The sequence below is a fragment of the Aeromonas sp. 9A genome, assembly GCF_963900955.1.
GTDB classification, from domain to species: Bacteria; Pseudomonadota; Gammaproteobacteria; order Enterobacterales; family Aeromonadaceae; genus Aeromonas; species Aeromonas salmonicida.
Window position 1 is genome coordinate 769,643 of sequence record NZ_CAWRFG010000001.1, and the last position, 23,210, is coordinate 792,852.

A 23,210-nucleotide genomic window follows, 5' to 3' on the forward strand; every position below is an offset into this window, starting at 1 on the left:
AGGACGCCAAGCATGATGCGAATTGGTCATGGTTTTGATGTACACAAGTTTGGTGGAGTGGGTCCCTGTATGCTGGGCGGGGTTGCTGTGCCGTACGAGCAAGGACTGCTTGCTCACTCCGACGGTGACGTGGTGCTGCACGCTGTGAGCGATGCCTTGCTGGGCGCCATCGGCGCCGGTGACATAGGCCGTCACTTTCCCGATACCGCTGCGCAATTCAAGGGGATCGACAGTCGTATCCTGCTGCGGGACGTGTTTGCCCGGGTAAAAACCGCGGGCTATGCCATCGGCAATCTGGATGTGACCATCATAGCCCAGGCCCCCAAGATGGCGCCCCATATCGACGCCATGTGCGCCGTGCTGGCCGCAGACCTGCAATGTGATTTGAACCGGGTGAATGTCAAGGCGACTACCACAGAACAACTCGGCTTTACGGGGCGCAAGGAAGGGATCGCCACCGAAGCCGTCGTCTTACTGGTGAAACAATAATGTTGGAACAGCTCAGTTATTTGCATGGTGTGCCTGCCGCCAAGGGTATTCTCAAGGCCGAGGCCAGCGATTTTGTGGTGGTTGAGGATCTGGGCTTCGAGCCTTGTGGTGAAGGTGAGCACATCTTCGTCCGGGTTCGCAAAACCGGCGAGAACACTGCCTGGGTTGCGGGCCTGCTGGCCGATGCAGCCGGGGTTAACCGCAATGCGGTGACGTGGGCTGGCCTCAAAGATCGCCACGCTGTGACCGAGCAGTGGTTCGGCATCCACTTGCCGGGCAAAGCCGAGCCGAACTTGTCGGTGGTCGAGAGCGACAGCATCCAGATCTTGCAAGCCAGGCGCCACAACCGCAAATTGCGGGTCGGCTACCTCAAGGGCAACCATTTCACCCTGCGTCTCACCGGTCTGGCGCAGGCCGACGGGCTGGAGGCCCGCCTGCAAGCCATCGCCACTCAGGGGGTGCCCAATTACTATGGCGAGCAGCGTTTCGGCCGGGGTGGCAACAACCTGGAAGCGGCCAAGGCGATGTTTGCCGGCAAGCGGATCAAGGATCGCAACAAGCGCTCCCTCTATCTCTCCGCCGCCCGCAGCATGCTGTTCAATGCCATCGTCAGTGCCCGTATCGAGCAGGGGTTGGCCCATCAGCTGTTGGCCGGCGACTGCGTGATGCTCAAAGGCAGCCATTCCATCTTCAGTGAAGAGGTGCTGAGCCCTGAGCTGGCTGCACGGCTGGCTTCCGGTGACGTGCAACTGACCGCCCCCCAGTGGGGACGCGGCCGCCTGGCAAGCCAGGGCGCTGCCGCCGAGTTTGAGCAGGCGGTGTTGGCTCCTTATGCCGAGTGGTGTGACGGGCTGGAAAAAGCAAGACTGGATCAGGATCGCCGCCCGCTGCTGCTCAAGCCGGAGCAGATGAGCTGGCAGCTGGACGGCGAGGTGTTGACCTTGTCCTTCTTCTTGCCGGCCGGCGCCTTTGCGACCAGCGTGGTACGTGAATTAATGCAGGCCGAAGAGGCCGATCATGGTTTCAGGAATCAGTCCGATGCGAATTCTGGTCAGTAATGACGATGGTGTGCATGCCGAGGGTATTCGCGCGCTCAGCGATGCACTGAGGGCGTGTGGCGAGGTTACTGTGGTGGCGCCGGATCGCAATCGCAGCGGCGCGAGTCACTCCCTGACGCTGGAAGTACCGCTACGGGTCTCCCGTATCAGCGAAAACGGTTACTATGCGGTGAAGGGCACCCCGACCGACTGTGTGCATCTGGCGGTCAACGAACTGGTGCGCCCAGAGCCGGACATGGTCGTTGCAGGCATCAATCATGGCGCCAACCTGGGAGATGATGTCATCTACTCAGGCACGGTCGCGGCGGCGACCGAAGGACGCCATCTCGGTTTTCCCTCCCTTGCTATCTCACTGGTAGGACGGACCCACTTCGCCACGGCGGCCCATTATGCAGCCCAACTGGTGAGGGGGGTGATGGTGCATCCGCTGCCTGCCGATCAGATCCTCAATGTGAACGTGCCCGACCTGCCCCTTGATCAGGTAAAGGGGATCAAGGTGACACGCCTTGGCAATCGACATCGGGCGGAGTCGGTGATCTGTACCGAGGATCCCCGTGGTCAGCCGATCTACTGGATTGGTCCCCCCGGCAACCAGCAAGATGCGGGAGAAGGCACGGATTTCGCCGCCATCGAGCAGGGCTATGTCTCGATCACCCCCCTGACCATCGATATGACTGCATACAGCAGTCTGGCGGGTCTGGGGGCTTGGTTAGACCTGCAGGGATGAAGGTGTGATAGTACAGCGCCTGTTGAACCAGCTGATCGCACAGGACATTCGTGATTTCCGCGTACTCGCGGCGATTGCGAAAGTGCCGCGTCAGCTGTTTGTGGATGAAGCCATGGCCCACAAGGCATGGGATAACACGGCGTTGCCCATCGGCAATGGTCAGACCATCTCCCAGCCTTACATGGTGGCGCGGATGACCGAGCTGCTGATCCAGAATGATCCGGCCCACGTGCTGGAGATTGGTACTGGTTCCGGTTACCAGACCGCCGTGCTGGCACATCTGGTGGAGCACGTCTATACGGTGGAGCGGATCAAGTCGCTGCAGTTCCAGGCCCGGCGCCGACTGCGCCAGCTTGATCTGCACAACGTCTCGGCCAAGCACGGCAACGGCTGGCTGGGGTGGCCCAATAAAGGGCCGTTCGATGCAATCCTGGTGACGGCAGCGGCCAGTGAGGTGCCTACTGCTCTCACCGATCAACTGGCCGATGGTGGCCGTCTGGTGCTGCCGGTGGGTGATAGTCATCAGACCTTGCAACTGATCGAACGGGCCGGCTCCCAGCTGACCAGCCGGATCCTGGAGCCTGTGCGCTTTGTTCCCCTAATTGATGGAGATGTTGAGTGAAGCTGTTTTCTCGTCTGTATGTGCTGGTGATGCAGTGGGCTCGTCACAGGTATGCCCCTTATTATCTGGCGATCACTGCTTTCATCGAGTCGGTGTTCTGGCCTATTCCGGTTGACGTCATGCTGGCGCCCATGGCGCTGGCCAAGCCGCACAAGGCGTGGCACTACGCTACCCTGGCGACGATCTTCTCCGTATTGGGGGCCGTGTTCGGCTATGCGCTCGGCTATGCCCTGTGGGAGCCGCTGGCACAGCCGTTGGTGGTCTCTGTGGGGTATGAAGGCAAGATTGCCCTGGCACAGCAGTGGTTCGAGCAGTGGGGCATCTGGGTGATTTTTATTGCCAGCTTCACGCCAATCCCCTACAAGGTGTTTACCGTCACGGCGGGCTTGCTGCATATGGCACTGTTGCCCTTCATTGTGACCTCGCTGATCGGCCGTGGCATGCGCTTCTTCCTGGTGGCAGGCCTGATGCGCTGGGGCGGTGAGAAAATGGAGCGCAAGCTGATGCACTATGTGGATGTGCTGGGCTGGCTCTGTATTGGTTTGGCCGTTGCGGCCTATTTCTGGTTTAGTCGTTAAGGATCCACTATGCGTTCGCGTGTCTGGCAAGGAAGCAGTATCGTCGTGTTGTCATGGCTGCTGCTCGCTTGCTCTTCCAGCAAGACTGCTGCTCCGGTACAGGGATTGAGCAATGATCGCCTTGTCTCCACCATACCGGCTCGTCATGGGGCGGCCCAACCTGCTATTCAGGGCAACAGCTACACGGTGAAAAAAGGGGATACCCTCTACTCCATCGCCTTCAATTCGGGTAACGATGTGCCATCACTGGCCAGCCTCAACGGTATCAGCCCTCCCTATAACATCTACCCGGGACAGCAACTCAGGCTCGATGCATCCGGTAGCAATACCCTGACTGCCAATCGCAGCGCCAGCACCTATCAAGTGCGTCGTGGCGACACGTTAAGCAGTATTGGCCGTCAGTTTGGCATGTCGAATCAAACACTTGCACAGCGCAACAACCTGCAGGCACCCTATGGGCTCCATGTTGGTCAGGTGCTGAACGTACAGTCTGCCGCTATGGGCGGTGGCCAGATGGTTGCCGTGACGCGTCCTGTCACACCTCAAAGTAGCGGCCCCAAACCGCTAGCAATGGCACCATCAGGTACGACCACTCCATTTATCAAACAGAAAACGATTGCTCAGCCATCTTCAAAAGAATACGCTCAGGTAAAAGAACAAAAATCAGACAAATCCTACAGCAAGCTATCTTGGCACTGGCCGACCAAAGGCCAGATCGTCGAGGGTTTCTCCGTTGCAGAACAGGGAAACAAAGGCATAGATATCGCTGGCCAGAAGGGGCAACCCGTCTACGCTGCGAGTGGCGGAAAAGTCGTCTATGCGGGTAGCGCACTAAGGGGTTATGGCAAGCTGATCATCCTCAAGCATGATGATGACTACCTCTCGGCTTATGCTCACAACGACGAGTTGCGAGTAAAGGAAGGGGATAGCGTCAAAGGCGGAGCGGTCATTGCCAACATGGGTAGCACGGACGCGCCGGATGTGCGTTTGCACTTTGAAATCCGGTATCGAGGCAAGTCGATAAACCCGATGAGCTATTTGCCAAAGCGTTAACCCCAGAGAGTTAAGTCTTACTCTGGTTCAGGTCAGGGAGACACACCATGAGCCAAGAACAACTGGTTATGCAGGATGCCGAGTTAGAGTTCGACGAAGAGCTGGAGACCCGTGAGGAAGAAGAGGTTCAGGAAGTAGCCGCTGAAGTTGAAGAGACTATTTCCGATGAACTGATGGCTCCAGAAGTCAACAAGGTGATGGATGCTACCCAGCTCTATTTGGGGGAGATTGGCTTCTCCCCCTTGCTCACCGCCGAAGAAGAAGTCTATTACGCTCGTCGTGCGTTGCGAGGCGACAAAGCCGCCCGCAAGCGCATGATTGAGTCCAACCTGCGATTGGTGGTCAAGATCGCCCGTCGCTACAACAACCGCGGCCTGGTACTGCTGGATCTCATCGAAGAGGGCAACCTTGGCCTCATCCGCGCGGTAGAGAAATTCGACCCGGAACGCGGCTTTCGTTTTTCCACCTATGCCACCTGGTGGATCCGCCAGACCATAGAGCGGGCCATCATGAACCAGACCCGCACCATCCGTCTGCCTATCCATGTGGTCAAAGAGCTGAACGTTTATCTGCGTACTGCTCGTGAACTCTCCCATCGTCTCGATCATGAACCGACTGCAGAGGACATCGCCTTTGCACTGGATCGCTCGGTAGACGACGTAAATCGTATGCTCAAGCTCAACGAGAAGATCACCTCTGTGGATACCCCCATCGGTGGCGATCGTGACAAGGCGCTGCTGGATGTGCTCTCTGATGAACGTGGCATGGGGCCCGAGCTGGAGTCGCAGGATGACGACATGCGTGCCAGCATAGTGCACTGGCTGGAAGAGCTTAACCCCAAGCAGCGCGAAGTACTGGCACGTCGTTTCGGTCTGCTCGGTTATGAACCGGCCACGCTGGAAGATGTTGGATCCGAGATAGGCTTGACCCGGGAGCGGGTACGCCAGATCCAGGTGGAAGGACTGCGTCGCTTGCGGGAGATCCTGCTGGGCCAGGGGCTCTCCATTGAGGCGCTGTTTCGTACCAATTAGTTAGTACCAAGGCAGTCTGATACTGCTGATAGAAATGAAGAAGGGGCCATGGGCCCCTTCTTCATTGCAATCGGATCCGCAGGATCACACCGGATCCAGAGTGTCCAGTGGCCAGCGTGGCACTGCTTTGACAGCCAGCGGCTCGAACACCCCTGCCTTCAGGCGCTGCATGCCAGCATAGGCGATCATGGCGCCGTTATCGGTGCAATACTCGGTACGCGGATAGAACACCTCGCCTTTGAGACTTTCCATCAGCTCGGCCAGCTGGGCACGCAGGTGACGGTTGGCGCTGACGCCACCGGCTACCACCAGCCGCTTGAGGCCGGTTTCCTTCAAGGCGCGGCGGCACTTGATGGCCAGGGTATCGACCACCGCATCTTCAAACGCACGGGCGATATCGGCATGGGTCTGCTCATCATCACCGTTGGCAGCTATGGTGTTGGCGGCAAAGGTCTTGAGACCGGAGAAGCTCATGTCGAGCCCCGGGCGGTCAGTCATGGGACGGGGGAAGTGGAAACGTCCGGTGGTGCCCTTTTCTGCCAGCCTGGAAAGCAGTGGGCCACCCGGGTAGTCCAGTCCCATCAGCTTGGCAGTCTTGTCAAAGGCTTCGCCAGCCGCATCGTCGATGGATTCACCCAACAGCTGATAACTGCCGATACCGTCGACCCGCACCAGCATGGAGTGACCACCGGAGACCAGCAGCGCCACGAAGGGAAACTCGGGGGCTCTCTCTTCCAGCATGGGAGCCAGCAGGTGGCCTTCCATATGATGCACGGCGATGGCCGGTTTGTTCCACGCCATCGCCAGCGAGCGGCCTATGGTGGCCCCTACCAGAATGGCGCCAACCAGACCCGGCCCCGCTGTATAGGCGATGCCATCTATGTCATCTTTACCCAGTCCCGCCTCTTGCAATGCGGCCTGGATCAAGGGGATCGTCTTGCGAACGTGATCCCGGCTGGCGAGCTCGGGGACAACGCCACCGTAGTCCGCATGCAGCTTGACCTGGCTGTACAACTGATGGGAAAGGATCCCTTTTTGATCGTCGAAGATCGCGATCCCGGTTTCGTCACAGGATGTCTCTATGCCCAATACACGCATTGCTAAAAAATTTCACTGCTAAAATGAGACGGCTATGGTAACCTTCGCGGGTTTTTTAAACCAGAGCGATCTCTGCGGGTTTACTTTCATTCCCTGTCCAGAGTATAATTTCGCACCATTTTAAGACATGCTGATCGACTGATGGTCAGCTAACAATATATCACTGAGGTGAAAGGCACATGCCAGTAATCAAAGTCCGTGAAAATGAGCCGTTTGACGTTGCTCTGCGTCGCTTCAAGCGTTCTTGCGAAAAGGCCGGTATCCTGTCTGAAGTTCGTAGCCGTGAGTTCTACGAGAAGCCGACTACCATTCGTAAGCGCGCCAAAGCGTCTGCTGTAAAGCGTCACGCCAAGAAGCTGTCTCGCGAAAACGCACGTCGTATCCGCCTGTACTAATCAGGAGATAATGCCGTGTCTCTGAAGGATCAACTCAAGGATCAACAAAAACTTGCCATGCTTGCCAGAGATAAGGCTCGCTTGGGGGCGATCCGTTTGTTGATGGCAGAAATCAAGCAACGTGAAGTTGATTCCCGTATCGAGCTCAATGATGAGGATATCCTCGCTGTCGTGACCAAAATGGTCAAACAGCGCCGCGATTCCATCAGCCAATTTGAAGCTGCCGGTCGCCAGGATCTCGCCGACAAAGAGTCCGCCGAGATCATTGTGCTGCAGGAATTCCTGCCACAACAGCTGACCGCAGACGAAATTGCCGCACTGATTGAGCAAGCCATCACTGAAAGTGGTGCTGCCGTCATGGCTGATATGGGCAAGGTCATGGCTGTTTTGAAGCCGAAAATTCAGGGGCGTGCCGATGTCGGCGCCGTCAGTGCTCAGGTGAAAACCCGCTTGGCGTAACAGGCAACTCTCTTGTTTGGTCGAAGAAGCCGTGCTTCCCTGGGAATGCGCGGCTTTTTTATTTTCTACGCAGTGAAACAGGACGGTTATGGCAGGCAGGATCCCACAATCCTTTATCGATGATCTGCTCGTACGCACAGACATAGTCGAGCTGATCGACTCGCGAGTGCGGCTGAAAAAAGCCGGTAAGAACTACCAGGCTTGCTGCCCTTTTCATAACGAAAAAAGCCCTTCTTTTACCGTCAGCCAGGAAAAACAGTTCTATCACTGTTTCGGTTGTGGTGCCCACGGCAATGCCATCGGTTTTGTCATGGAGTACGACGGTCTCGAATTTCCCGATGCAATCGAAGAGCTCGCCAGCATGCAGGGCATGCAGGTACCTCGCGATCAGAGCATGGGTGGCTCCGCCAGTTCCCAACCCGCCGTCAGCAAGGATCTCTATGAGCTGATGAGCCAGATCGCCCGCTTCTATGAAAGCAACCTGAAGAGTGCCCCCCAGGCGGTGGAATACTTGAAGGGGCGCGGGCTGACAGGGGAAGTGGTCAAGCGTTTCAATATTGGTTATGCCCCAGCAGATTGGGATCAGGTGAGACGCCGTTTTGGCGCCAGCCGCGATCACGAGCAGTTGCTCATCTCGGGTGGCATGTTGATCACTCGTGACAGCGGTGCCGGCAGCTATGATCGCTTCCGCGATCGCATCATGTTCCCGATCCGGGACAAGCGGGGGCGAGTCATAGGTTTCGGTGGCCGGGTGCTGGGTGATGGCACGCCCAAGTACCTGAATTCGCCGGAAACCCCGATCTTTCACAAGGGGCGAGAGCTGTTCGGCCTCTACGAGGTAAAGCAGGCCCACAAGGATCCTCGCAGGATCCTTGTAGTCGAAGGCTACATGGATGTGGTGGCGCTCGGTCAATACGACATCGACTATGCCGTTGCTGCCTTGGGAACCGCCACCACCACTGACCATATCCACACCCTGTTTCGCACCACGGCAGAGGTGGTTTGCTGCTACGACGGTGACAATGCCGGTCGTGAAGCGGCCTGGCGAGCGCTGGATAATGCACTGTCCCATCTGCAGGATGGACGTGAACTCAAGTTCGTGTTCCTGCCCGATGGAGAAGATCCGGATTCGCTGGTGCGTCAGATTGGCAAGGAAGGTTTTGAGGCCTTGCTGGATCAAGCTCAGCCCTTCGCCGACTTCATGTTCGAGCGTCTGGGGCGGGATGCTGCCCTCTCCGGTGAGGCGGGCAAGTTCGAGGTGGCCAACAAGGCGGCCGAGCTTATTCGCCGCGTACCGGAAGGGTTTACCCGCGAGGGGCTGATCACCCGCCTCTCCAGCATGATGCGCTGGGGGGAGAATAAACAGCGTATTGCCGAATTGTTCGCCCGCAATAGCCAGCCGAAGGCAGAACTCACCAAACCCAAAGCTGCCAAGCTGACGCCATTGCGCCGAGCACTGGCGCTGATGGTGCAGTATCCGTCGGTCACCGCCGAACTGCCGGCCATGCCTGAGCTGGCAGGATTGCGGGTACAAGGCATCAAGTTTCTGCTGCAGCTGCATCAGCAGATCTTGGCGCAATCCGGCATTACTACCGGTATCTTGCTGGAACATTGGCGTGGTACCAAAGAAGGCGAGATCCTGGCCCAGTTGGCAATGCACGACTTGTTTGAAGAGGTAAAGCTCGACCAGGAGCCGGATATTCTGGGAGAATTGCAGGATACCTTTGTCGGCTTTATCAACCAGTTTCTGAAGCAACGAATTGAAGAATTGCAGGCCAAGGTGGCTCAGGAAGGGCTAAGCTCTGAGGAAACACAGGAGCTGATGATGCTGATCAGAGAAGTACAGATTGAGAAAAGAAATGAGAGTGGGGCTTGATAATTGAGTGATTAGTCCCAATATAAATAGCGTTGCCCGAATCGACGGGATTAAAAGCAAACACTTTATGACCGCCTGGCCCCGACAATACTGCGGGCAGGGGTTTCTCACGACCGACGCCGCAACCAGACATAGCATGTCTGGCGGTTTTCTATTAGAATTGGCTATTTGCGCAGCAGCGCACTGTACGCGCAACCTAGCATCACCAACCGGATGAGTTCTATGGAGCAAACCCCGCAGTCTCAGCTTAAACTCCTCGTTGCCAAAGGTAAAGAACAGGGCTACCTGACCTATGCCGAGGTGAACGATCACCTCCCGCAAGACATTGTCGACTCTGACCAGATCGAAGACATCATCCAGATGATCAACGACATGGGTATTCAGGTGGTTGAAAACGCCCCGGATGCCGATGACCTTATCATGGCTGAAGGCGGTACCGCCGATGAGGACGCTGCCGAAGCAGCTGCCCAGGCACTGGCATCTGTTGAATCTGAGATTGGTCGTACGACCGATCCCGTCCGCATGTACATGCGGGAAATGGGTACCGTCGAACTGCTGACCCGCGAAGGCGAAATCGACATCGCCAAGCGGATCGAAGACGGTATCAACCAGGTACAAAGCTCTGTGGCAGAGTACCCGGAAGCGATTACCTATCTGCTTGAGCAGTATGATAAATACGAAGCCGAACAGCTGCGTCTGTCCGACATCATCTCAGGTTTTATCGATCCCAACGAGGCCGATGATGTAGCACCGACTGCTACCCATATCGGTTCCGAACTCGGCGAAGACGATCTGGCCGACGAAGACGAAGACGAAGACGAAGATGAAGACGACGATGGTGACAGCTCGGATGACGAAGGTGACGGTGGCCCTGATCCGGAAGTTGCTCGCGAGAAGTTTGGTGATCTGCGTGCCCAGTATGAGGTAACTCGCCTCTCCATTCAGAAGAATGGCCGTGCTCACGAAGATACCCAGGCTGCGATTGCCCAGCTGGCCGATGTGTTCCGTCAATTCCGCCTGATGCCCAAGCAGTTCGATCGCCTGGTCAACAACATGCGCGAAATGATGGAGCGTGTCCGCGTGCAGGAACGCATCATCATGAAGCTCTGCGTTGAGCAGGCCAAGATGCCGAAGAAAACCTTCGTTGCGGCCTTCACCAACAATGAGTGTGAAACTGCTTGGTTTGAATACCAGAAACAGGCTGGCAAGGCTTGGTCTCCACGTCTGCTTGAGATGGACGAAGAAGTACTGCGTTCCATCGGCAAACTGCAGCAGATTGAAGAAGAGACGGGGCTGTCCATCGCCCAGATCAAAGATATAAACCGTCGCATGAGCATTGGTGAGGCCAAGGCCCGCCGTGCGAAGAAAGAGATGGTTGAGGCCAACTTGCGTCTGGTTATCTCTATCGCCAAGAAGTACACCAACCGTGGTCTGCAGTTCCTGGATCTGATCCAGGAAGGCAACATAGGTTTGATGAAAGCGGTAGACAAGTTTGAATACCGTCGCGGCTACAAGTTCTCGACCTATGCCACCTGGTGGATCCGTCAGGCCATTACCCGCTCCATCGCGGATCAGGCCCGTACTATCCGTATCCCGGTGCACATGATCGAGACCATCAACAAGCTCAACCGTATCTCCCGTCAGATGCTGCAGGAGATGGGTCGTGAACCGAACCCGGAAGAGCTGGCCATGCGCATGGGCATGCCGGAAGACAAGATCCGCAAGGTACTGAAGATCGCCAAAGAGCCCATCTCCATGGAGACGCCCATTGGTGATGATGAAGATTCCCATCTGGGCGACTTCATCGAAGATAATACGCTTGCTTTGCCAGCTGACGCTGCGACCAGCGAGAGTTTGCGCAACGCTACCCGCGAAGTGCTGGCCGGTCTGACCGCACGCGAAGCCAAGGTGCTGCGGATGCGTTTCGGGATCGACATGAACACTGACCACACCCTTGAGGAAGTGGGCAAACAGTTCGACGTTACCCGCGAGCGTATTCGCCAGATCGAAGCCAAGGCGCTGCGCAAACTGCGTCATCCGAGCCGCTCGGAAGTGCTGCGCAGCTTCCTGGACGAATAGTCCCTAGGTATCTGCCCGAGTTGCCGTCTCAAAAGCCCCGCCATGCGGGGCTTTGTTTTATGCGGGTTTGACGAAGAGACCGGGGGAACAGACATATTGATAGCCGAGTGGACAAAATGTCGCCAAGTGATTGATCTGCCTATGGACTGACTAGCAGACATCCCCTATAATCCACGCCGCAAACCAACATTCTGGCCCCTTAGCTCAGTTGGTTAGAGCAGTCGACTCATAATCGATTGGTCGCCCGTTCAAGTCGGGCAGGGGCCACCAAATCCAGACAACGCCGCTCATCATGAGCGGCGTTGTCGTTTCTGGCGCTTACCATCGCCGATCCAGATCGGTGGCGTAGAGCGCCATGGCGCGTCGATAAGGGCTCAGATCGGGAGTGGTTGTCGTCTCTGCCAGCACCGCCAGCAGGCTCTCCATTCCCTCCTTGTGGCGCCCCAGGTTGTAGTAAACCAAGGCGCGAAATACCTTGAACTCATTGGCATTCGGGAAGCAGGCCAGACCCTGCTCTAAGGCCGCCAGCGCCTCCGGATACTGTCCTGTGGTGCGATAAGAGCTGCCAAGGCCGAGCCAGGCTCCGCGCAGCGCCTCACCCGCCAGCCCCAGTACGATGGCCCGCTGATAGAGGGGGATCGCTTGTGCCTCTCGCCCCAGGTTATCGTGCAGGCCAGCCACTTCATAATGCAGCTTGGCGTCTTGCGGACGCTCTGCGAGCTGAAGCAGGCCGTGTTGACGAGCCTCTTCGATCCGTCCCTCGGCTTTCAGATTTTGTAGCTGTTCCATATGGGCTCCTGCATGGGAATGTCGACTCAGTATGCCTGCGAGTCGGCGACCGGGAAATGACAGAGGGCGCGCTATCGTGTGGGGGCAAGGGGCAGTTGAGATGGCCCCACATGAGCAGGGCCTCCTGCCCGGATGGGAAGGAGGCCCTGCTGGTTGGCAGCAACCTGAAAGCGTCGCAACCCCTCGGGGTTTACTGGGCGTTCAGGCTGTAGGTCAGGGTTTGATCGTTGAAGCGGACCACATAGGCTCCCACCACCGGGGTAGTGATGTCTGCACCGGTCAGCTCGGCGACGCCATCCTTGTTGGTATCCCCGTAGTTCTGGCTCCAGTCACCCTTTACATCGAACTTGAAGCGCTGGTTGGTCTGGCCATCGAAGGTGACTCGTGCTTCCCACTGATTGTCGGCGACCAGGGTCATGGCAAGAACACCCCAGCCGTTCGGGGTTCCGCGAAAGTGCAGGGTCGGCAGCTCGCTGGTGTAGGCGTCACTGCCGTCGGTCACGTTCACGGTCGCGCTGGCACTGGCTGTCAGCCCTTCTGTATCGGTGACAGTGACTGTCACTGTGCGGGAACCCAGGATATCGAACTGGACAGTCTCTGTCTTGCCGCTGCCACCTGTGGACCAGCTGTAACTCGCAACACCGGCATCATCGGTGGAACCTGAGGCGTCAAACACCAGGCTCTCACTCAGCTTGACGCTGGGGTTTTTGGGCGAGATGACCGCAACTGGCGCCTGGTTGTTGTTCAACGCCGTGACCGTGTAGCTGAGATCGCTCTCCTTGAGAGCGATGCGATACTGGCCTGCACCATTGAAGTAGATATCCCTGGTGCTGCCCTTGTCGGCAATGCCGTCCCCTTCGTTGTCACCGTAGTTCTCGGTCCAATTGCCAAACACATCGAACTTGAAACGCTGGGCACCGCTGGTGTCACCGGTGCCGGTGAAGTTGATGATGGCCGACCAGATGCGGTTGTCATCCACCTGCATTGCCGTGTTGCCCCAGGCATTATGAGTACCGCGCAGGTTCAGGCTGCTGAATCGGTTACCCGGTATGACGCCACCGCAAGGGGCTGCCTTGGTACAGCCGGCCAGGATGGCGGCGGCCTTCATGCCGGTGAGGTTCAGGTTGGCCTTGCCGCTGCCGTCGACCTTGATGTAGGCGCCGCTGCAGTAATCATTGCCACTCAGGATGTTGCAGTACTCACCAGCGGGCAGTCCGGTCTGAACTGAGGCTACCAGGTTGCCGCTTTCGTTGTTGATGGCGACGAAACCTTTGTTACCCCGACCGAAGGCAATCTGGTTGTTGCCGTTATCCCACCAGTTGTTGACCGGCAGATCCTTGGTCTGGTTGTGGAACATGGCCATGTTCATGATCTGTGGACGGCGTTGTTCACAGTTCCACTGGGTATCGGAGCAAGGTGTGCTGCCAGGGGCGCCCTTGTCGGTTTCGTAGGTACCCATGTTCTCGAAGCGATATCCCGACATTACCTGCTTCCAGCCATAGGGCCAGGCCATCATGAAGACGTTGGCCAGCTCATAGTGGGCACCGTTCATGAAAGTGAGCATGCCGCCGCCACCGTGACCGCGCTCGCGGTCGTGGTTGACCACGAAGATGAAGGACTTGTCGGAAGGGAGCAGGCCCCAGCTCTCTCCCAGGGTCTTGAGATTCTTGATCTTGCCGTTGAAGTTGGCGGCGAGATCGGTGCCGTACTTGAACTCGGTGACTGTGTCGATATGGGTGTAGCGATTGGGCTGGATCTCGGCGGATTCACCACCTGCACCGATCACTTCCAGATAGGCTTTTGGGGAGCCGGCCTTGACGAGGATGGCCTTCACATCGGCAGGGGCCATGTGTTTGGCCGCGTCAACCCGAAAACCTGCAACTCCCCAACCGAGCAGGGTCTTCATATAGGTGGCAATCTGATCCTGCACATAGGGCGACTCGGTTTTCAGGTCCGGCATCCCGTAGAGGGCGCCATTCCAGACGTTGTTGCTGTCGCCGTAGTTGGTGATGTCACCGCTATGGTGGAAGTCGTTGTAGCCGAACTGGGGATACTGATATTGCCCCGAGTTGTAGCTGCCGCCGCCAGTGGCGGTTCCCGTGCCCGATGCCAGCTGGTTGAAGACGGCATCGGCGTAGATCTTGACCCCGGCGGCGTTACAGCGGGCGATCATGCTCCTGAGTTCAGCCTCGTTGCCGCCGAAGCTGTTGAAATTTTTGAAGCTGACAGGTTGATAGACGGTCCACCAGACCTGACTTCCTTGCTTGTGCTCGGCTGGCGGCGTGATCTGAACGCTTCCGAATCCCTTTGGGCCGAGGACATTCTCGCACTCGTTGGCGATGTCGTTGAACTTCCATTGGAACAGGTGAACCATGACGCCTTCGGCGGCGGTTGTGTGGCTGAATGAGCTCAGCACCGCAGCGAGCATGGCAGTTCGAAACAGTGTGTTGTGCATGACGATTTTCCCTTCGATTTTGCTGTTATTGATGTGTCACTGTCGGAATTTCGAACGGCCAACGAACAATCCTCGTTCGGCTCAGTAGCATCAATGAAATCGATCTGGTTGAAAATCAAACAATTTTATTTAGTTAATAATTGTGAATGAAAATGCTTTCATGCGCCGTTTGAACGGTTATCGATGACAAGGTATAGGGCTTTCCAGCGTCGGAGTCATTCGGTATAGATGCTGGCGTTAAGCAGGGGAAGGATGACTGGGTAGCAGGTGCGGGTTTGCCGATGCAACATGGCTGGATCTAAATGGTGTCGGGAGACGGGCACCCGGGGAGGATGCCCGTCTGGGTCAAGAGTGCGGCTCTTGCCGGACTGTTGCGGTACGCTGGCGCATCGGCAACATGCGAGCCACCAGGTTGCTGCGCTGACGCCAGGAGGTGAACGCCAGGGCCGTCAGGTGTAGAGCAATCAGCCCCTGCAGCCCCCAGGTACACCAGACGTGCCAGTCATCGGCACCCAGCTCAAACCCCATCTCCGTGTTCTGGAACCAGCCGCTACCTGCGGTGGCCAGTACGGTCAGCCAGAGCGCCCATACCGCCAGTTTGCCGCTGCCATGATGACCGGGGGCGGCAGGAGCTCGTTCCCGCAGCTCCACGGCCTGCTGGCGAAAATCTTCCCGGCTCGGGATCAGGGCTCGCAACCGGGCATGGTCTTTGGCGAAAGAGAGTCCCCACAGCAGGCGCAGGACAATCAGTGCCATGGCTGCGTACCCCAGCCATTCATGCCACTCCTCCCCGGCTTCGTTGAGCCAGAGATTGCCGATACAGGCAGCCGCCACACCCCAATGGGTGAGGCGGACCAGACTATCCCAGTGAAAGGGATCAGCCTTTTTGCTTGGCATATTTGTGGTACTCCTTCTTCAGGTCATTGACCTTGGCCAGGTGCTCGCGCGCCTTGGCCTCGTCACCTGCCTTGAGGGCGGCCAGGCTGGCATCCAGCTCGGTCTGCACCTCGTTCATGCCTTCCAGGAACTTCTCTTTCTTGGCTGTTGGCATGTTCTTCTGCTTGGCGACGTCGAGCTGAGCCTTCATCTCGTTGATGTGCTTCTCCATGGTGGCTGCATCGTCAGCTTTGACAGCCTGCTTGTAGTTGAAGCCGATCTTCTTCATCGGCTGTTCCAGATCACCCGCCATGGCAGGCAGGGCCATCAGGCCAAACATCAGGGGCAGCAACAGGGGGCGAACAGTTTTCAACATGGAATTTCCTTATTGGACGACATTACGGTTTCTTATGGCACTCTTTTGAGTGCGGTTAATTTAACATGATGCCATGAAGATTGGGCAATTGTATGAAGAAAGTACGACCAATTGTGTCCAAGTGTGTCCATTGTGCTGATCACATGTAGCACGCCGAATGGCACCTGGTTTGTCAGACGATGGACGTTGGTGAGGGGAGGAATAGCGACATCACAACCCCGTTGCTGGTAATCGGGCGGTGCCGGGCAGAAAAAAGGGCCCGCAGGCCCTGATGATCATGATGGTGGCGAAGGCGGGAATTACTGCTCCTGCTCGCGCTCTATGGCACGCCAGCCGATGTCCTTGCGGTAGAAGATGCCATCCCACTTGATGCGACCAGCCAGCTGATAGGCGCGTTGCTGCGCCTCGGCAACCGTGTAGCCCAGCGCGGTGGCGCACAGCACGCGGCCACCCTGGGTCAGGCTGGTATCCCCTTCCAGTCGGGTACCGGCATGGAACACCTTCTCACCGGCCACTTCATCCACCGGCAAGCCGCTGATGGGGTGATTGCTGCTGTAGTCGCCAGGATAACCACCCGCTGCCAGCACAACACCGATGGCGGCGCGAGGATCATAGATGGCCTCTTTCTGATCCAGCTTGCCTTCGCAGGCGGCCAGGCAGAGCTCCACCAGATCGGACTGCATCCGCAGCATGATGGGCTGGGTCTCGGGGTCGCCGAAGCGGCAATTGAACTCGATCACCTTGGGGTTGCCCTGGCCATCGATCATCAAGCCGGCGTAGAGGAAGCCGGTGTAGACATTGCCTTCGGCCGCCATGCCACGCACGGTTGGCATGATCACCTGCTCCATCACCTTCTTGTGCACCGCATCGGTGACCACGGGTGCGGGGGAGTATGCGCCCATGCCGCCGGTGTTGGGGCCTGTGTCGCCATCGCCGACCCGCTTGTGATCCTGACTGGTGGCCATGGGCAGCACATGTTCGCCATCCACCATGACGATGAAGCTCGCTTCTTCCCCATCCAGAAACTCTTCGATCACCACACGGGCACCGGCATCGCCGAATGCATTGCCGGAGAGCATGTCACGCACGGCGTCTTCCGCTTCTTGCAGGGTCATGGCGACGATCACGCCTTTACCTGCCGCCAGACCATCGGCCTTGATGACGATGGGAGCACCCTTCTCACGCAGATAGGCGAGCGCAGGATCCACCTCGGTGAAGTTCTGGTAGTCGGCGGTCGGAATGGCGTGACGGGCCAGGAAATCCTTGGTGAAGGCCTTGGAGCCTTCCAGCTGGGCGGCGGCGGCGGTTGGGCCGAAGATGGGCTGACCGGCGGCGCGGAAGGCATCGACCACCCCCTTCACCAGCGGGGCTTCAGGCCCGACTATGGTGAGACCGACCTGTTTCTCTTTGGCAAAGGCCAGCAGCCCCTCGATGTCGGTCGCCTCGATGGCGACGTTCTCGACGCCAGGCTCCAGCTGGGTGCCCGCATTGCCCGGTGCGACGAAGACGTGGTGCACCAGTGGAGAGTGTTTGGCCTTCCAGGCCAGGGCGTGTTCACGACCGCCGTTGCCAATGATCAGTACTTTCATCGTATCGCTCGCTTCTATTTGTGGTAACCGGCTCGGCCCGCAGATGGCGCGTCGCCGGTTGAAAATAGTCAGTTGAAAAGAGACAACAGAAGGGTCGCTAGGGCGACCCTGACTCATCAGTGACGGAAATGGCGCATGTTGGTGAACACCATTGTCATGCCGTGTTCGTCGGCGGCGTCGATCACCTCCTGATCGCGCATCGAGCCACCTGGCTGGATGACGCAGGCGATACCGGCGGCCGCGGCGGCATCGATGCCGTCACGGAACGGGAAGAAGGCATCGGACGCCATGACGGAGCCCGCGACTGTCAGCTCTTCATCCTCGGCTTTGATGCCGGCGATCTTGGCGGAGTAGACCCGGCTCATCTGGCCGGCGCCGACGCCTATGGTCTGGCCCTCTTTGGCGTAGACGATGGCGTTGGATTTGACGAACTTGGCCACTTTCCAGCAAAACAGCAGATCTTTCAGTTCGGCTTCGGTTGGCTGGCGCTTGCTGACCACTTTCAGGTCGCCCTGGGTCACCATGCCGAGATCCCGCTCTTGTACCAGCAGGCCGCCATTGACCCGTTTGAGGTCAAACCCCTGGGCCGGTGCAGTCCACTGGCCGCACTCGAGCAGACGAACGTTCTGCTTGGCGGCGACCACATCGCGAGCCTCCTGGCTCACGCTCGGGGCAATGATCACTTCCACGAACTGGCGCGCGACTATGGCGGCGGCGGTGGCCCCATCCAGTTCGCGGTTGAAGGCGATGATGCCGCCAAAGGCGGAAGTGGGGTCGGTCTGGTAGGCGCGATCGTAGGCAGTCAGCAGGTCATCGCCGATGGCCACGCCGCAGGGGTTGGCGTGCTTGACGATGACGCAGGCGGGCTCACTGAACTCTTTCACGCACTCCAGCGCCGCATCGGTATCGGCGATGTTGTTGTAGGAGAGCGCCTTGCCCTGCAGCTGGATGGCGCTGGACACAGAACCCGGAGTGGCATGCTCCTCGGCATAGAAGGCGGCAGCCTGATGGCTGTTCTCGCCGTAGCGCATGTCCTGCTTCTTGATGAACTGGCTGTTGAAGGTGCGCGGGAAGCGGGACTCGGCGTCGCCCTCCTTGTTGTCGCCATACGAGGGCACCCCATAACTAGGAACAAGGGTACCGAAGTAGTTGGCGATCATGCCGTCGTAGGCGGCAGTGTGCTCGAAGGCGGCGATGGCAAGGTCAAAACGGGTAGCCAGTTTCAGGCTGTTGCCGTTGGCATCCATCTCGATGATCACGCGTGCGTAGTCGGCTGCCTTGACCACGATTGCCACGTCTTTGTGGTTCTTGGCGGCGGAGCGCACCATGGTCGGGCCGCCGATGTCGATGTTTTCGACTGCATCGGCCAGGGTACAACCGGCTTTGGCCACGGTAGCGGCAAAGGGGTAGAGGTTGACGACAACCATGTCGATGGGGGAGATATTGTGCTGGGCCATGATGGCGTCATCCTGATCCCGACGGCCGAGAATGCCGCCATGAACCTTGGGATGCAGGGTCTTGACCCGACCATCCATCATTTCAGGGAAACCCGTGTAGTCGGAGACCTCGGTCACCGGCAGACCCGCGTCGCCGAGCAGCTTGGCGGTGCCGCCAGTGGAGAGCAGGGCCACGCCACGTTCGTTGAGTGCCTTGGCAAATTCCAGGATGCCAGTCTTGTCAGACACACTCAGCAGTGCACGGCGAATGGGTCGAGCTTGTTCCATCACACTATCGTCCTCAGCATGCGGGAACTTCTATGGCAGGCAAGCGCACTGGGTCGCACCAAACACAGAGAGTCCCCAAATAAATGTAAGTGGGGGATTTCGCAAACCACTCTCGCCTGAAAGACCCGTTTCTGGCAAAAGCGTTTTAGGAAATGCCCGCTTGACGCGACGCTCTCTTGTGGGCGCGTATTCTACACAAAAAATGTGACCTGTGGTGGATTTTTTAAAGTGACAAAGCCTTGTCTGGTGCGGTGTTAAACGTTTTCTGGTTGTTTTTTGTGAAACGTTTGTCTTTTCAGTGTTTTGATGAAAAAAAGCGGCGGACTCACCTTTTGCTTGCCCCTTTCCTGCCCTTGGCTGGCAATCAAGGGGCAAAGGGGCGATAGTAGGTTCCGGTTTTTTCGAGTGGCAAACCAGAAGGGAGGCAGGGCATGTATCGGATCGGTGAACTGGCCAAGGCGTGCGGGGTAAAGGCGGATACCCTGCGCTTTTACGAGAAGAACGGCCTCATCTCGCCGGGGATCCGCAACGAGTCCGGCTACCGCCTCTACGGCGAGCAGGACAGGCGGCGACTCGAGTTCATCATACGTGCCAAGTCGGTGGGCTTCTCCCTTGCCGACATAGGTGAGTTGCTCGATCTCGACACCCACAAGGCCAAGGTGACCTGTCAGGAGGTGAAGGCGGTGGCCGACACCAAGCTGGCCCAGGTGGAGCAGAAGATCATGGAGCTGACCCGCTTTCGCGAAAATCTGCGCGAGCTCTCCAACATCTGCTGCGGCGGTCCACGCTCGGCGGAGCACTGTGCCATCCTGGAGGTGCTCGAATCCGGCGCCCCCGCCCAGCATGAGCATCATGCCCACGCTCATGAATAAACCCATTGACCCGACAGCGGTTGCTGGTGGCGAGCATCCAGATAGCGCCCTATCAGCCGTTTGCGCACAGAGACAAACATCATGATGACAAGACCCGAAGTCACCGTCTTTCTGGCGCTTTCCCTTGATGGCTTCATCGCGGGGGAGGCCCACTCACTCGACTGGTTGACGCCTTATTCTTCCGATCCCCCCGATGAAACCGGGTTCAATGCGCTGATGGAGCATAGTGATACGCTGCTGATGGGGCGCAATACCTATGATGCCATCATGGGGTTCGGCGTCTGGCCCTATGACGGATTGAGAGTCAGGGTGATGACGCACAATCCCGTCGAGCCTCGCTATCAGGAACAATTTGTCAGTGGTGAACTGAGGCAGGTACTGGCCAGGCTGTGGGATGAAGGGGCCCGTCATGTCTATCTGGATGGTGGCAACCTGGTGCGCCAGGCTCTGCAGGCCGACCTGGTCGATACGCTGACGCTGTCCAGCGTCCCGGTGCTGCTTGGCAAAGGCATTCCGCTGTTCGGGGCTGATATCCCGGTGAGTCATTGGCATCCAGCTCAGGTGAAGACGCTGCCAAGCGGGATTGTTCAGGTGAGTTACCAGCGAGAGCAAAAGGGCTGATCAGTTTGCCAGGATGCCATTGTGACGGCGGCGATTTGGTGACAAAATCGCTGCGTTTTTGACCTGGGCCACAGGGCCTGCAGAGAAAACCGCCATCCAGCCAATAACGAGAGAGAAGAGAAGGAGCCACTATGGTCAAGAGAAGGGTTGATGAACCCGTCATCGTGCAGGATATCGCCGCTCAGGCAGGCTATGCCCACAGGCGCGGGGAGATAAAGGATAACCACTTGCAAGCCCTGCTCACGGATCCGCTGTTTCGCAGCCGGGTCGAGCAAAACAAAAAGGGCAAGGGGAGTTACCAGCGCAAGGCCAAATATGGCAAGCGGTGGGAGCCCGGCCAACAGCAGATGGGACGCGTCTGTTGCTGAGCGGGTTTCTGCCATAGGCAGGATTCAAAACAATCAGGGCGCCAATGGCGCCCTGATTGTTTTATGGCGAAAACGGCTCGCCAATACTTGGCTCACGACCTGTCGCGAGAAACGGTCAACAAGGTGAAGAGCAGCGCAGGAACCGGAGCGTATAGGCATACGTGAGGATTCCGAGCAGCGCATGAGCCTTGATCACGGTTTCGCAGCAAGATCGTGAACAAGTTTTTACTCGTCCATAAAGAGTTCCAGCAGCACATTCAGGTAGCGATGGCCGAGGGAGGTGAGCTGCCAGCAATCCCCCAGGTCTTCGATCAGCTCCTTGGTCTGGGCAATCGCGAGCATAGTCTCCACCCGCTCCAGGCCCAAGCCGGTGTAAGCCTCGAACTCCGCCTTGGGGGCCGGCTCGAATAATCTGAACCGGTTCATGAAGTACTCCAGCGGCAGTTCGTCCTCGGTCACCTGCCACTGCTTGTCCAGGTAGGGGCGGGCGGGATCCAGATAGCCTTTCGGGTGCTTCACCTTGGCGCTGCGCAGTATCTGGCCGCTGGCAAGGTCCGTCATCTTGCCGTGGGCGCCGCAACCTATCCCGAGATAATCGCCGAAACGCCAGTAGTTGAGATTGTGGCGGCACTGGTAGCCCGCTTTGGCATAGGCCGAGATCTCGTACTGCTGATAGCCCCGGGCGGTGAGCATGGCGTGCCCCTGCTCGTAGATGTCCCACAGGGTGTCATCCTCCGGCAGCCGTGGCGGCTTGGAGGCAAAGGCCGTGTTCGGCTCTATGGTGAGCTGATACCAGGAGAGATGCGGCGGCGCGCAGTCGATGGCCTGCTGCAGATCATAGAGGGCGTCGTCCAGGCTCTGATCCGGCAGGCCGTGCATCAGGTCCAGGTTGAAGGTGGGAAGCGCGATGGCGTGGGCCAGCGCTGCGGCCTTGCGGGCCTCTTCGGGGCCGTGGATGCGACCGAGCCGGGTCAATTTTTCTTGCTGGAAGCTCTGCACCCCGATGGAGATGCGGTTGATGCCTGCCTGCTTGAAGCCGGCGAACTTGTCCGCCTCCACAGTGCCCGGGTTGGCCTCCATGGTGATCTCGCAATCCGGCGTCAGGGGGATGCGGGCACGCACCCCGTCCAGCAGGGTCTGCATGGCCTCTACCGTCAGCAGGCTGGGGGTGCCACCGCCGATAAAAATGGAGGAGAGCGGACGTCCTTGGGCCCACTTCAGATCCAGATCCAGATCCTCCAGCAGAGCGGCCACATACTCGAGGTGGGGCAGCTCCCCTTTCTGGGCGTGGGAGTTGAAGTCGCAGTAGGGGCACTTCTGGACGCACCAGGGCACATGGATATAGAGGGAGAGGGGCGGCAGTTGCAGCATGGGGCTTCCAATAATCAAAAATAAAAACGGGGGCTGACGGCCCCCATTGTAGATGACAATGCTTGATTGGCGAGAGGCGGCGAACTCAGTGAGTCGCAGCCAGAGCGGCTTTCAGCTTGGCCAGCGCCTGGCCGCGATGACTCAGCTGGTTTTTCAGCTCGCTCGGCATCTGGGCCGAAGTGCAGTCATGGTCGGGGACAAAGAACACGGGATCATAGCCAAAGCCGTGCTGGCCGCGGGGCTCGTCGATGATCATCCCCTCCCAGCTTGCCTGGCAGATGATGGGGGTGGGATCGTCGGCGTGACGCATGTAGACCAGCACGCACCAGAAGCGGGCACTCTTGAGATAGTCGGGGGCACCCTTGAGCTCGGCCAGCAGCTTGTCGATGTTCTCCTTGTCGCTGGCACCTGCGCCTGCAAAGCGGGCGGAGTAGACGCCGGGGCGACCGTGCAGCAGATCTACTTCCAGTCCCGAGTCGTCGGCGACGGCGGGCAGACCTGTGATGCGGGCGGCGTGACGGGCCTTGATGATGGCATTCTCGACGAAGGTGGTGCCGGTCTCGTCGGCATCAGGCACAGCAAACTCGCTCTGCGGGATCACCTGGATCTTCATATCGGCCAGCATGGTGGCCAATTCCTTCACCTTTTTCTGGTTCCCTGTTGCCAGGACAAGCTTGTTCATCGAGCACCTCCGCAAAATAATC

Annotated in this window: 23 protein-coding genes and 1 tRNA gene; 15 read left to right on the forward strand and 9 right to left on the reverse strand. The window is 58.0% G+C overall.

Translation table 11 applies throughout. From position 1 onward, the window contains the following. Nucleotides 1–12: 12 nt before the first annotated feature. From ispF to rpoS, 7 genes are read left to right on the forward strand one after another with little or no spacing between them, the layout of a single operon-like run. Entirely contained in the window at nt 13–489 is a 477-nt protein-coding gene (ispF, locus tag AACX78_RS03840) for a 2-C-methyl-D-erythritol 2,4-cyclodiphosphate synthase (RefSeq protein ID WP_005318882.1), read from the forward strand. Beyond that, the gene (gene truD, locus AACX78_RS03845) at nt 489–1,547 is read left to right on the forward strand and encodes a tRNA pseudouridine(13) synthase TruD (RefSeq protein WP_159165437.1); all 1,059 of its coding nucleotides are present in this window, start codon (nt 489–491) and stop codon (nt 1,545–1,547) included. Before ispF ends, truD begins: the two co-directional genes overlap by 1 nt. Beyond that, nucleotides 1,528–2,274 carry a 5'/3'-nucleotidase SurE gene (surE, locus tag AACX78_RS03850; protein ID WP_021139209.1) on the forward strand — a complete coding sequence of 249 codons (747 nt, stop codon included), beginning with the start codon at nt 1,528–1,530 and terminating at the stop codon, nt 2,272–2,274. The genes truD and surE overlap by 20 nt, the downstream gene beginning before the upstream one ends. 4 nt (nt 2,275–2,278) lie before the next feature. Then, nucleotides 2,279–2,896 (forward strand): protein-L-isoaspartate(D-aspartate) O-methyltransferase, encoded by a 618-nt coding sequence (locus AACX78_RS03855; protein WP_005318888.1) that lies wholly within the window; start codon nt 2,279–2,281, stop codon nt 2,894–2,896. Beyond that, nucleotides 2,893–3,474 (forward strand): YqaA family protein, encoded by a 582-nt coding sequence (locus tag AACX78_RS03860; RefSeq protein ID WP_201302772.1) that lies wholly within the window; start codon nt 2,893–2,895, stop codon nt 3,472–3,474. The genes AACX78_RS03855 and AACX78_RS03860 overlap by 4 nt, the downstream gene beginning before the upstream one ends. A gap of 9 nt (nt 3,475–3,483) precedes the next feature. Beyond that, nucleotides 3,484–4,527: a LysM peptidoglycan-binding domain-containing protein gene (locus AACX78_RS03865; RefSeq protein WP_159165438.1), complete on the forward strand. Its 1,044-nt coding sequence runs from the start codon at nt 3,484–3,486 to the stop codon at nt 4,525–4,527. Between the two features lie 47 nt (nt 4,528–4,574). After that, entirely contained in the window at nt 4,575–5,558 is a 984-nt protein-coding gene (gene rpoS / locus AACX78_RS03870; RefSeq protein WP_017411567.1) for an RNA polymerase sigma factor RpoS, read from the forward strand. Nucleotides 5,559–5,642: 84 nt separating this feature from the next. Here the strand turns inward: rpoS and tsaD are convergent, their stop codons facing one another. Further along, complete coding sequence (gene tsaD, locus AACX78_RS03875) at nt 5,643–6,656, reverse strand: tRNA (adenosine(37)-N6)-threonylcarbamoyltransferase complex transferase subunit TsaD (protein ID WP_159165439.1); 1,014 nt, start codon at nt 6,654–6,656, stop codon at nt 5,643–5,645. Between the two features lie 179 nt (nt 6,657–6,835). Between tsaD and rpsU the strand changes: the two genes are divergently transcribed. From rpsU to AACX78_RS03900, 5 genes are all read left to right on the forward strand, one after another. Beyond that, nucleotides 6,836–7,051, forward strand: coding sequence for a 30S ribosomal protein S21 (rpsU, locus tag AACX78_RS03880; protein ID WP_005309452.1), 216 nt, complete (start codon nt 6,836–6,838; stop codon nt 7,049–7,051). Between the two features lie 15 nt (nt 7,052–7,066). Further along, entirely contained in the window at nt 7,067–7,510 is a 444-nt protein-coding gene (locus AACX78_RS03885; protein WP_159165440.1) for a GatB/YqeY domain-containing protein, read from the forward strand. Nucleotides 7,511–7,598: 88 nt separating this feature from the next. Then, nucleotides 7,599–9,386: a DNA primase gene (gene dnaG, locus AACX78_RS03890; RefSeq protein ID WP_159165441.1), complete on the forward strand. Its 1,788-nt coding sequence runs from the start codon at nt 7,599–7,601 to the stop codon at nt 9,384–9,386. Nucleotides 9,387–9,599: 213 nt separating this feature from the next. Next, nucleotides 9,600–11,465: an RNA polymerase sigma factor RpoD gene (gene rpoD, locus AACX78_RS03895; RefSeq protein WP_081100716.1), complete on the forward strand. Its 1,866-nt coding sequence runs from the start codon at nt 9,600–9,602 to the stop codon at nt 11,463–11,465. A 193-nt stretch (nt 11,466–11,658) separates the two neighbouring features. Further along, nucleotides 11,659–11,735 (forward strand) — tRNA-Ile (locus AACX78_RS03900). 48 nt (nt 11,736–11,783) lie between these two features. Here the strand turns inward: AACX78_RS03900 and AACX78_RS03905 are convergent. The 6 genes from AACX78_RS03905 to purH all read right to left on the reverse strand — a co-directional run bounded on the left by AACX78_RS03905 (nt 11,784) and on the right by purH (nt 19,274). Next, nucleotides 11,784–12,254, reverse strand: a complete 471-nt coding sequence (locus AACX78_RS03905; RefSeq protein ID WP_159165442.1) for a tetratricopeptide repeat protein — start codon at nt 12,252–12,254, stop codon at nt 11,784–11,786. A 190-nt stretch (nt 12,255–12,444) separates the two neighbouring features. Beyond that, complete coding sequence (locus AACX78_RS03910; protein WP_159165443.1) at nt 12,445–14,709, reverse strand: alpha amylase C-terminal domain-containing protein; 2,265 nt, start codon at nt 14,707–14,709, stop codon at nt 12,445–12,447. A 345-nt stretch (nt 14,710–15,054) separates the two neighbouring features. Next, nucleotides 15,055–15,606 carry a cytochrome b/b6 domain-containing protein gene (locus AACX78_RS03915; protein WP_159165444.1) on the reverse strand — a complete coding sequence of 184 codons (552 nt, stop codon included), beginning with the start codon at nt 15,604–15,606 and terminating at the stop codon, nt 15,055–15,057. Then, nucleotides 15,587–15,961: a cytochrome b562 gene (locus AACX78_RS03920; RefSeq protein WP_159165445.1), complete on the reverse strand. Its 375-nt coding sequence runs from the start codon at nt 15,959–15,961 to the stop codon at nt 15,587–15,589. Before AACX78_RS03920 ends, AACX78_RS03915 begins: the two co-directional genes overlap by 20 nt. Nucleotides 15,962–16,260: 299 nt before the next feature. Continuing rightward, nucleotides 16,261–17,550 carry a phosphoribosylamine--glycine ligase gene (gene purD, locus AACX78_RS03925; protein ID WP_155603097.1) on the reverse strand — a complete coding sequence of 430 codons (1,290 nt, stop codon included), beginning with the start codon at nt 17,548–17,550 and terminating at the stop codon, nt 16,261–16,263. Nucleotides 17,551–17,666: 116 nt separating this feature from the next. Then, nucleotides 17,667–19,274, reverse strand: coding sequence for a bifunctional phosphoribosylaminoimidazolecarboxamide formyltransferase/IMP cyclohydrolase (gene purH, locus AACX78_RS03930; protein ID WP_159165446.1), 1,608 nt, complete (start codon nt 19,272–19,274; stop codon nt 17,667–17,669). A gap of 431 nt (nt 19,275–19,705) precedes the next feature. Between purH and zntR the strand changes: the two genes are divergently transcribed. The 3 genes from zntR to AACX78_RS03945 all read left to right on the forward strand — a co-directional run bounded on the left by zntR (nt 19,706) and on the right by AACX78_RS03945 (nt 21,135). Continuing rightward, entirely contained in the window at nt 19,706–20,146 is a 441-nt protein-coding gene (gene zntR / locus AACX78_RS03935) for a Zn(2+)-responsive transcriptional regulator (protein WP_111589075.1), read from the forward strand. Nucleotides 20,147–20,227: 81 nt separating this feature from the next. After that, nucleotides 20,228–20,767 (forward strand): dihydrofolate reductase family protein, encoded by a 540-nt coding sequence (locus AACX78_RS03940; RefSeq protein ID WP_111589076.1) that lies wholly within the window; start codon nt 20,228–20,230, stop codon nt 20,765–20,767. A gap of 131 nt (nt 20,768–20,898) precedes the next feature. After that, entirely contained in the window at nt 20,899–21,135 is a 237-nt protein-coding gene (locus AACX78_RS03945) for an alternative ribosome-rescue factor A (RefSeq protein ID WP_159165447.1), read from the forward strand. 225 nt (nt 21,136–21,360) lie between these two features. On the opposite strand, the gene hemW is transcribed toward AACX78_RS03945, so the two are convergent. Beyond that, on the reverse strand, nt 21,361–22,506 hold the full coding sequence (hemW, locus tag AACX78_RS03950) for a radical SAM family heme chaperone HemW (RefSeq protein WP_159165448.1): 1,146 nt from the start codon (nt 22,504–22,506) through the stop codon (nt 21,361–21,363). An 85-nt stretch (nt 22,507–22,591) separates the two neighbouring features. Continuing rightward, nucleotides 22,592–23,188 carry an RdgB/HAM1 family non-canonical purine NTP pyrophosphatase gene (rdgB, locus tag AACX78_RS03955; protein ID WP_021140084.1) on the reverse strand — a complete coding sequence of 199 codons (597 nt, stop codon included), beginning with the start codon at nt 23,186–23,188 and terminating at the stop codon, nt 22,592–22,594. Nucleotides 23,189–23,210 lie beyond the last annotated feature (22 nt).

Coding starts and splice junctions, on each gene's coding strand:
- ispF (WP_005318882.1), top strand. CDS start 13: ATGATGCGAATTGGTCATGGTTTTGATGTACACAAGTTTGGTGGAGTG.
- truD (WP_159165437.1), top strand. CDS start 489: ATGTTGGAACAGCTCAGTTATTTGCATGGTGTGCCTGCCGCCAAGGGT.
- surE (WP_021139209.1), top strand. CDS start 1,528: ATGCGAATTCTGGTCAGTAATGACGATGGTGTGCATGCCGAGGGTATT.
- AACX78_RS03865 (WP_159165438.1), top strand. CDS start 3,484: ATGCGTTCGCGTGTCTGGCAAGGAAGCAGTATCGTCGTGTTGTCATGG.
- rpoS (WP_017411567.1), top strand. CDS start 4,575: ATGAGCCAAGAACAACTGGTTATGCAGGATGCCGAGTTAGAGTTCGAC.
- tsaD (WP_159165439.1), bottom strand. CDS start 6,656: ATGCGTGTATTGGGCATAGAGACATCCTGTGACGAAACCGGGATCGCG.
- rpsU (WP_005309452.1), top strand. CDS start 6,836: ATGCCAGTAATCAAAGTCCGTGAAAATGAGCCGTTTGACGTTGCTCTG.
- dnaG (WP_159165441.1), top strand. CDS start 7,599: ATGGCAGGCAGGATCCCACAATCCTTTATCGATGATCTGCTCGTACGC.
- rpoD (WP_081100716.1), top strand. CDS start 9,600: ATGAGTTCTATGGAGCAAACCCCGCAGTCTCAGCTTAAACTCCTCGTT.
- AACX78_RS03905 (WP_159165442.1), bottom strand. CDS start 12,254: ATGGAACAGCTACAAAATCTGAAAGCCGAGGGACGGATCGAAGAGGCT.
- AACX78_RS03910 (WP_159165443.1), bottom strand. CDS start 14,709: ATGCACAACACACTGTTTCGAACTGCCATGCTCGCTGCGGTGCTGAGC.
- AACX78_RS03915 (WP_159165444.1), bottom strand. CDS start 15,606: ATGCCAAGCAAAAAGGCTGATCCCTTTCACTGGGATAGTCTGGTCCGC.
- AACX78_RS03920 (WP_159165445.1), bottom strand. CDS start 15,961: ATGTTGAAAACTGTTCGCCCCCTGTTGCTGCCCCTGATGTTTGGCCTG.
- purD (WP_155603097.1), bottom strand. CDS start 17,550: ATGAAAGTACTGATCATTGGCAACGGCGGTCGTGAACACGCCCTGGCC.
- purH (WP_159165446.1), bottom strand. CDS start 19,274: ATGGAACAAGCTCGACCCATTCGCCGTGCACTGCTGAGTGTGTCTGAC.
- zntR (WP_111589075.1), top strand. CDS start 19,706: ATGTATCGGATCGGTGAACTGGCCAAGGCGTGCGGGGTAAAGGCGGAT.
- AACX78_RS03940 (WP_111589076.1), top strand. CDS start 20,228: ATGATGACAAGACCCGAAGTCACCGTCTTTCTGGCGCTTTCCCTTGAT.
- AACX78_RS03945 (WP_159165447.1), top strand. CDS start 20,899: ATGGTCAAGAGAAGGGTTGATGAACCCGTCATCGTGCAGGATATCGCC.
- hemW (WP_159165448.1), bottom strand. CDS start 22,506: ATGCTGCAACTGCCGCCCCTCTCCCTCTATATCCATGTGCCCTGGTGC.
- rdgB (WP_021140084.1), bottom strand. CDS start 23,188: ATGAACAAGCTTGTCCTGGCAACAGGGAACCAGAAAAAGGTGAAGGAA.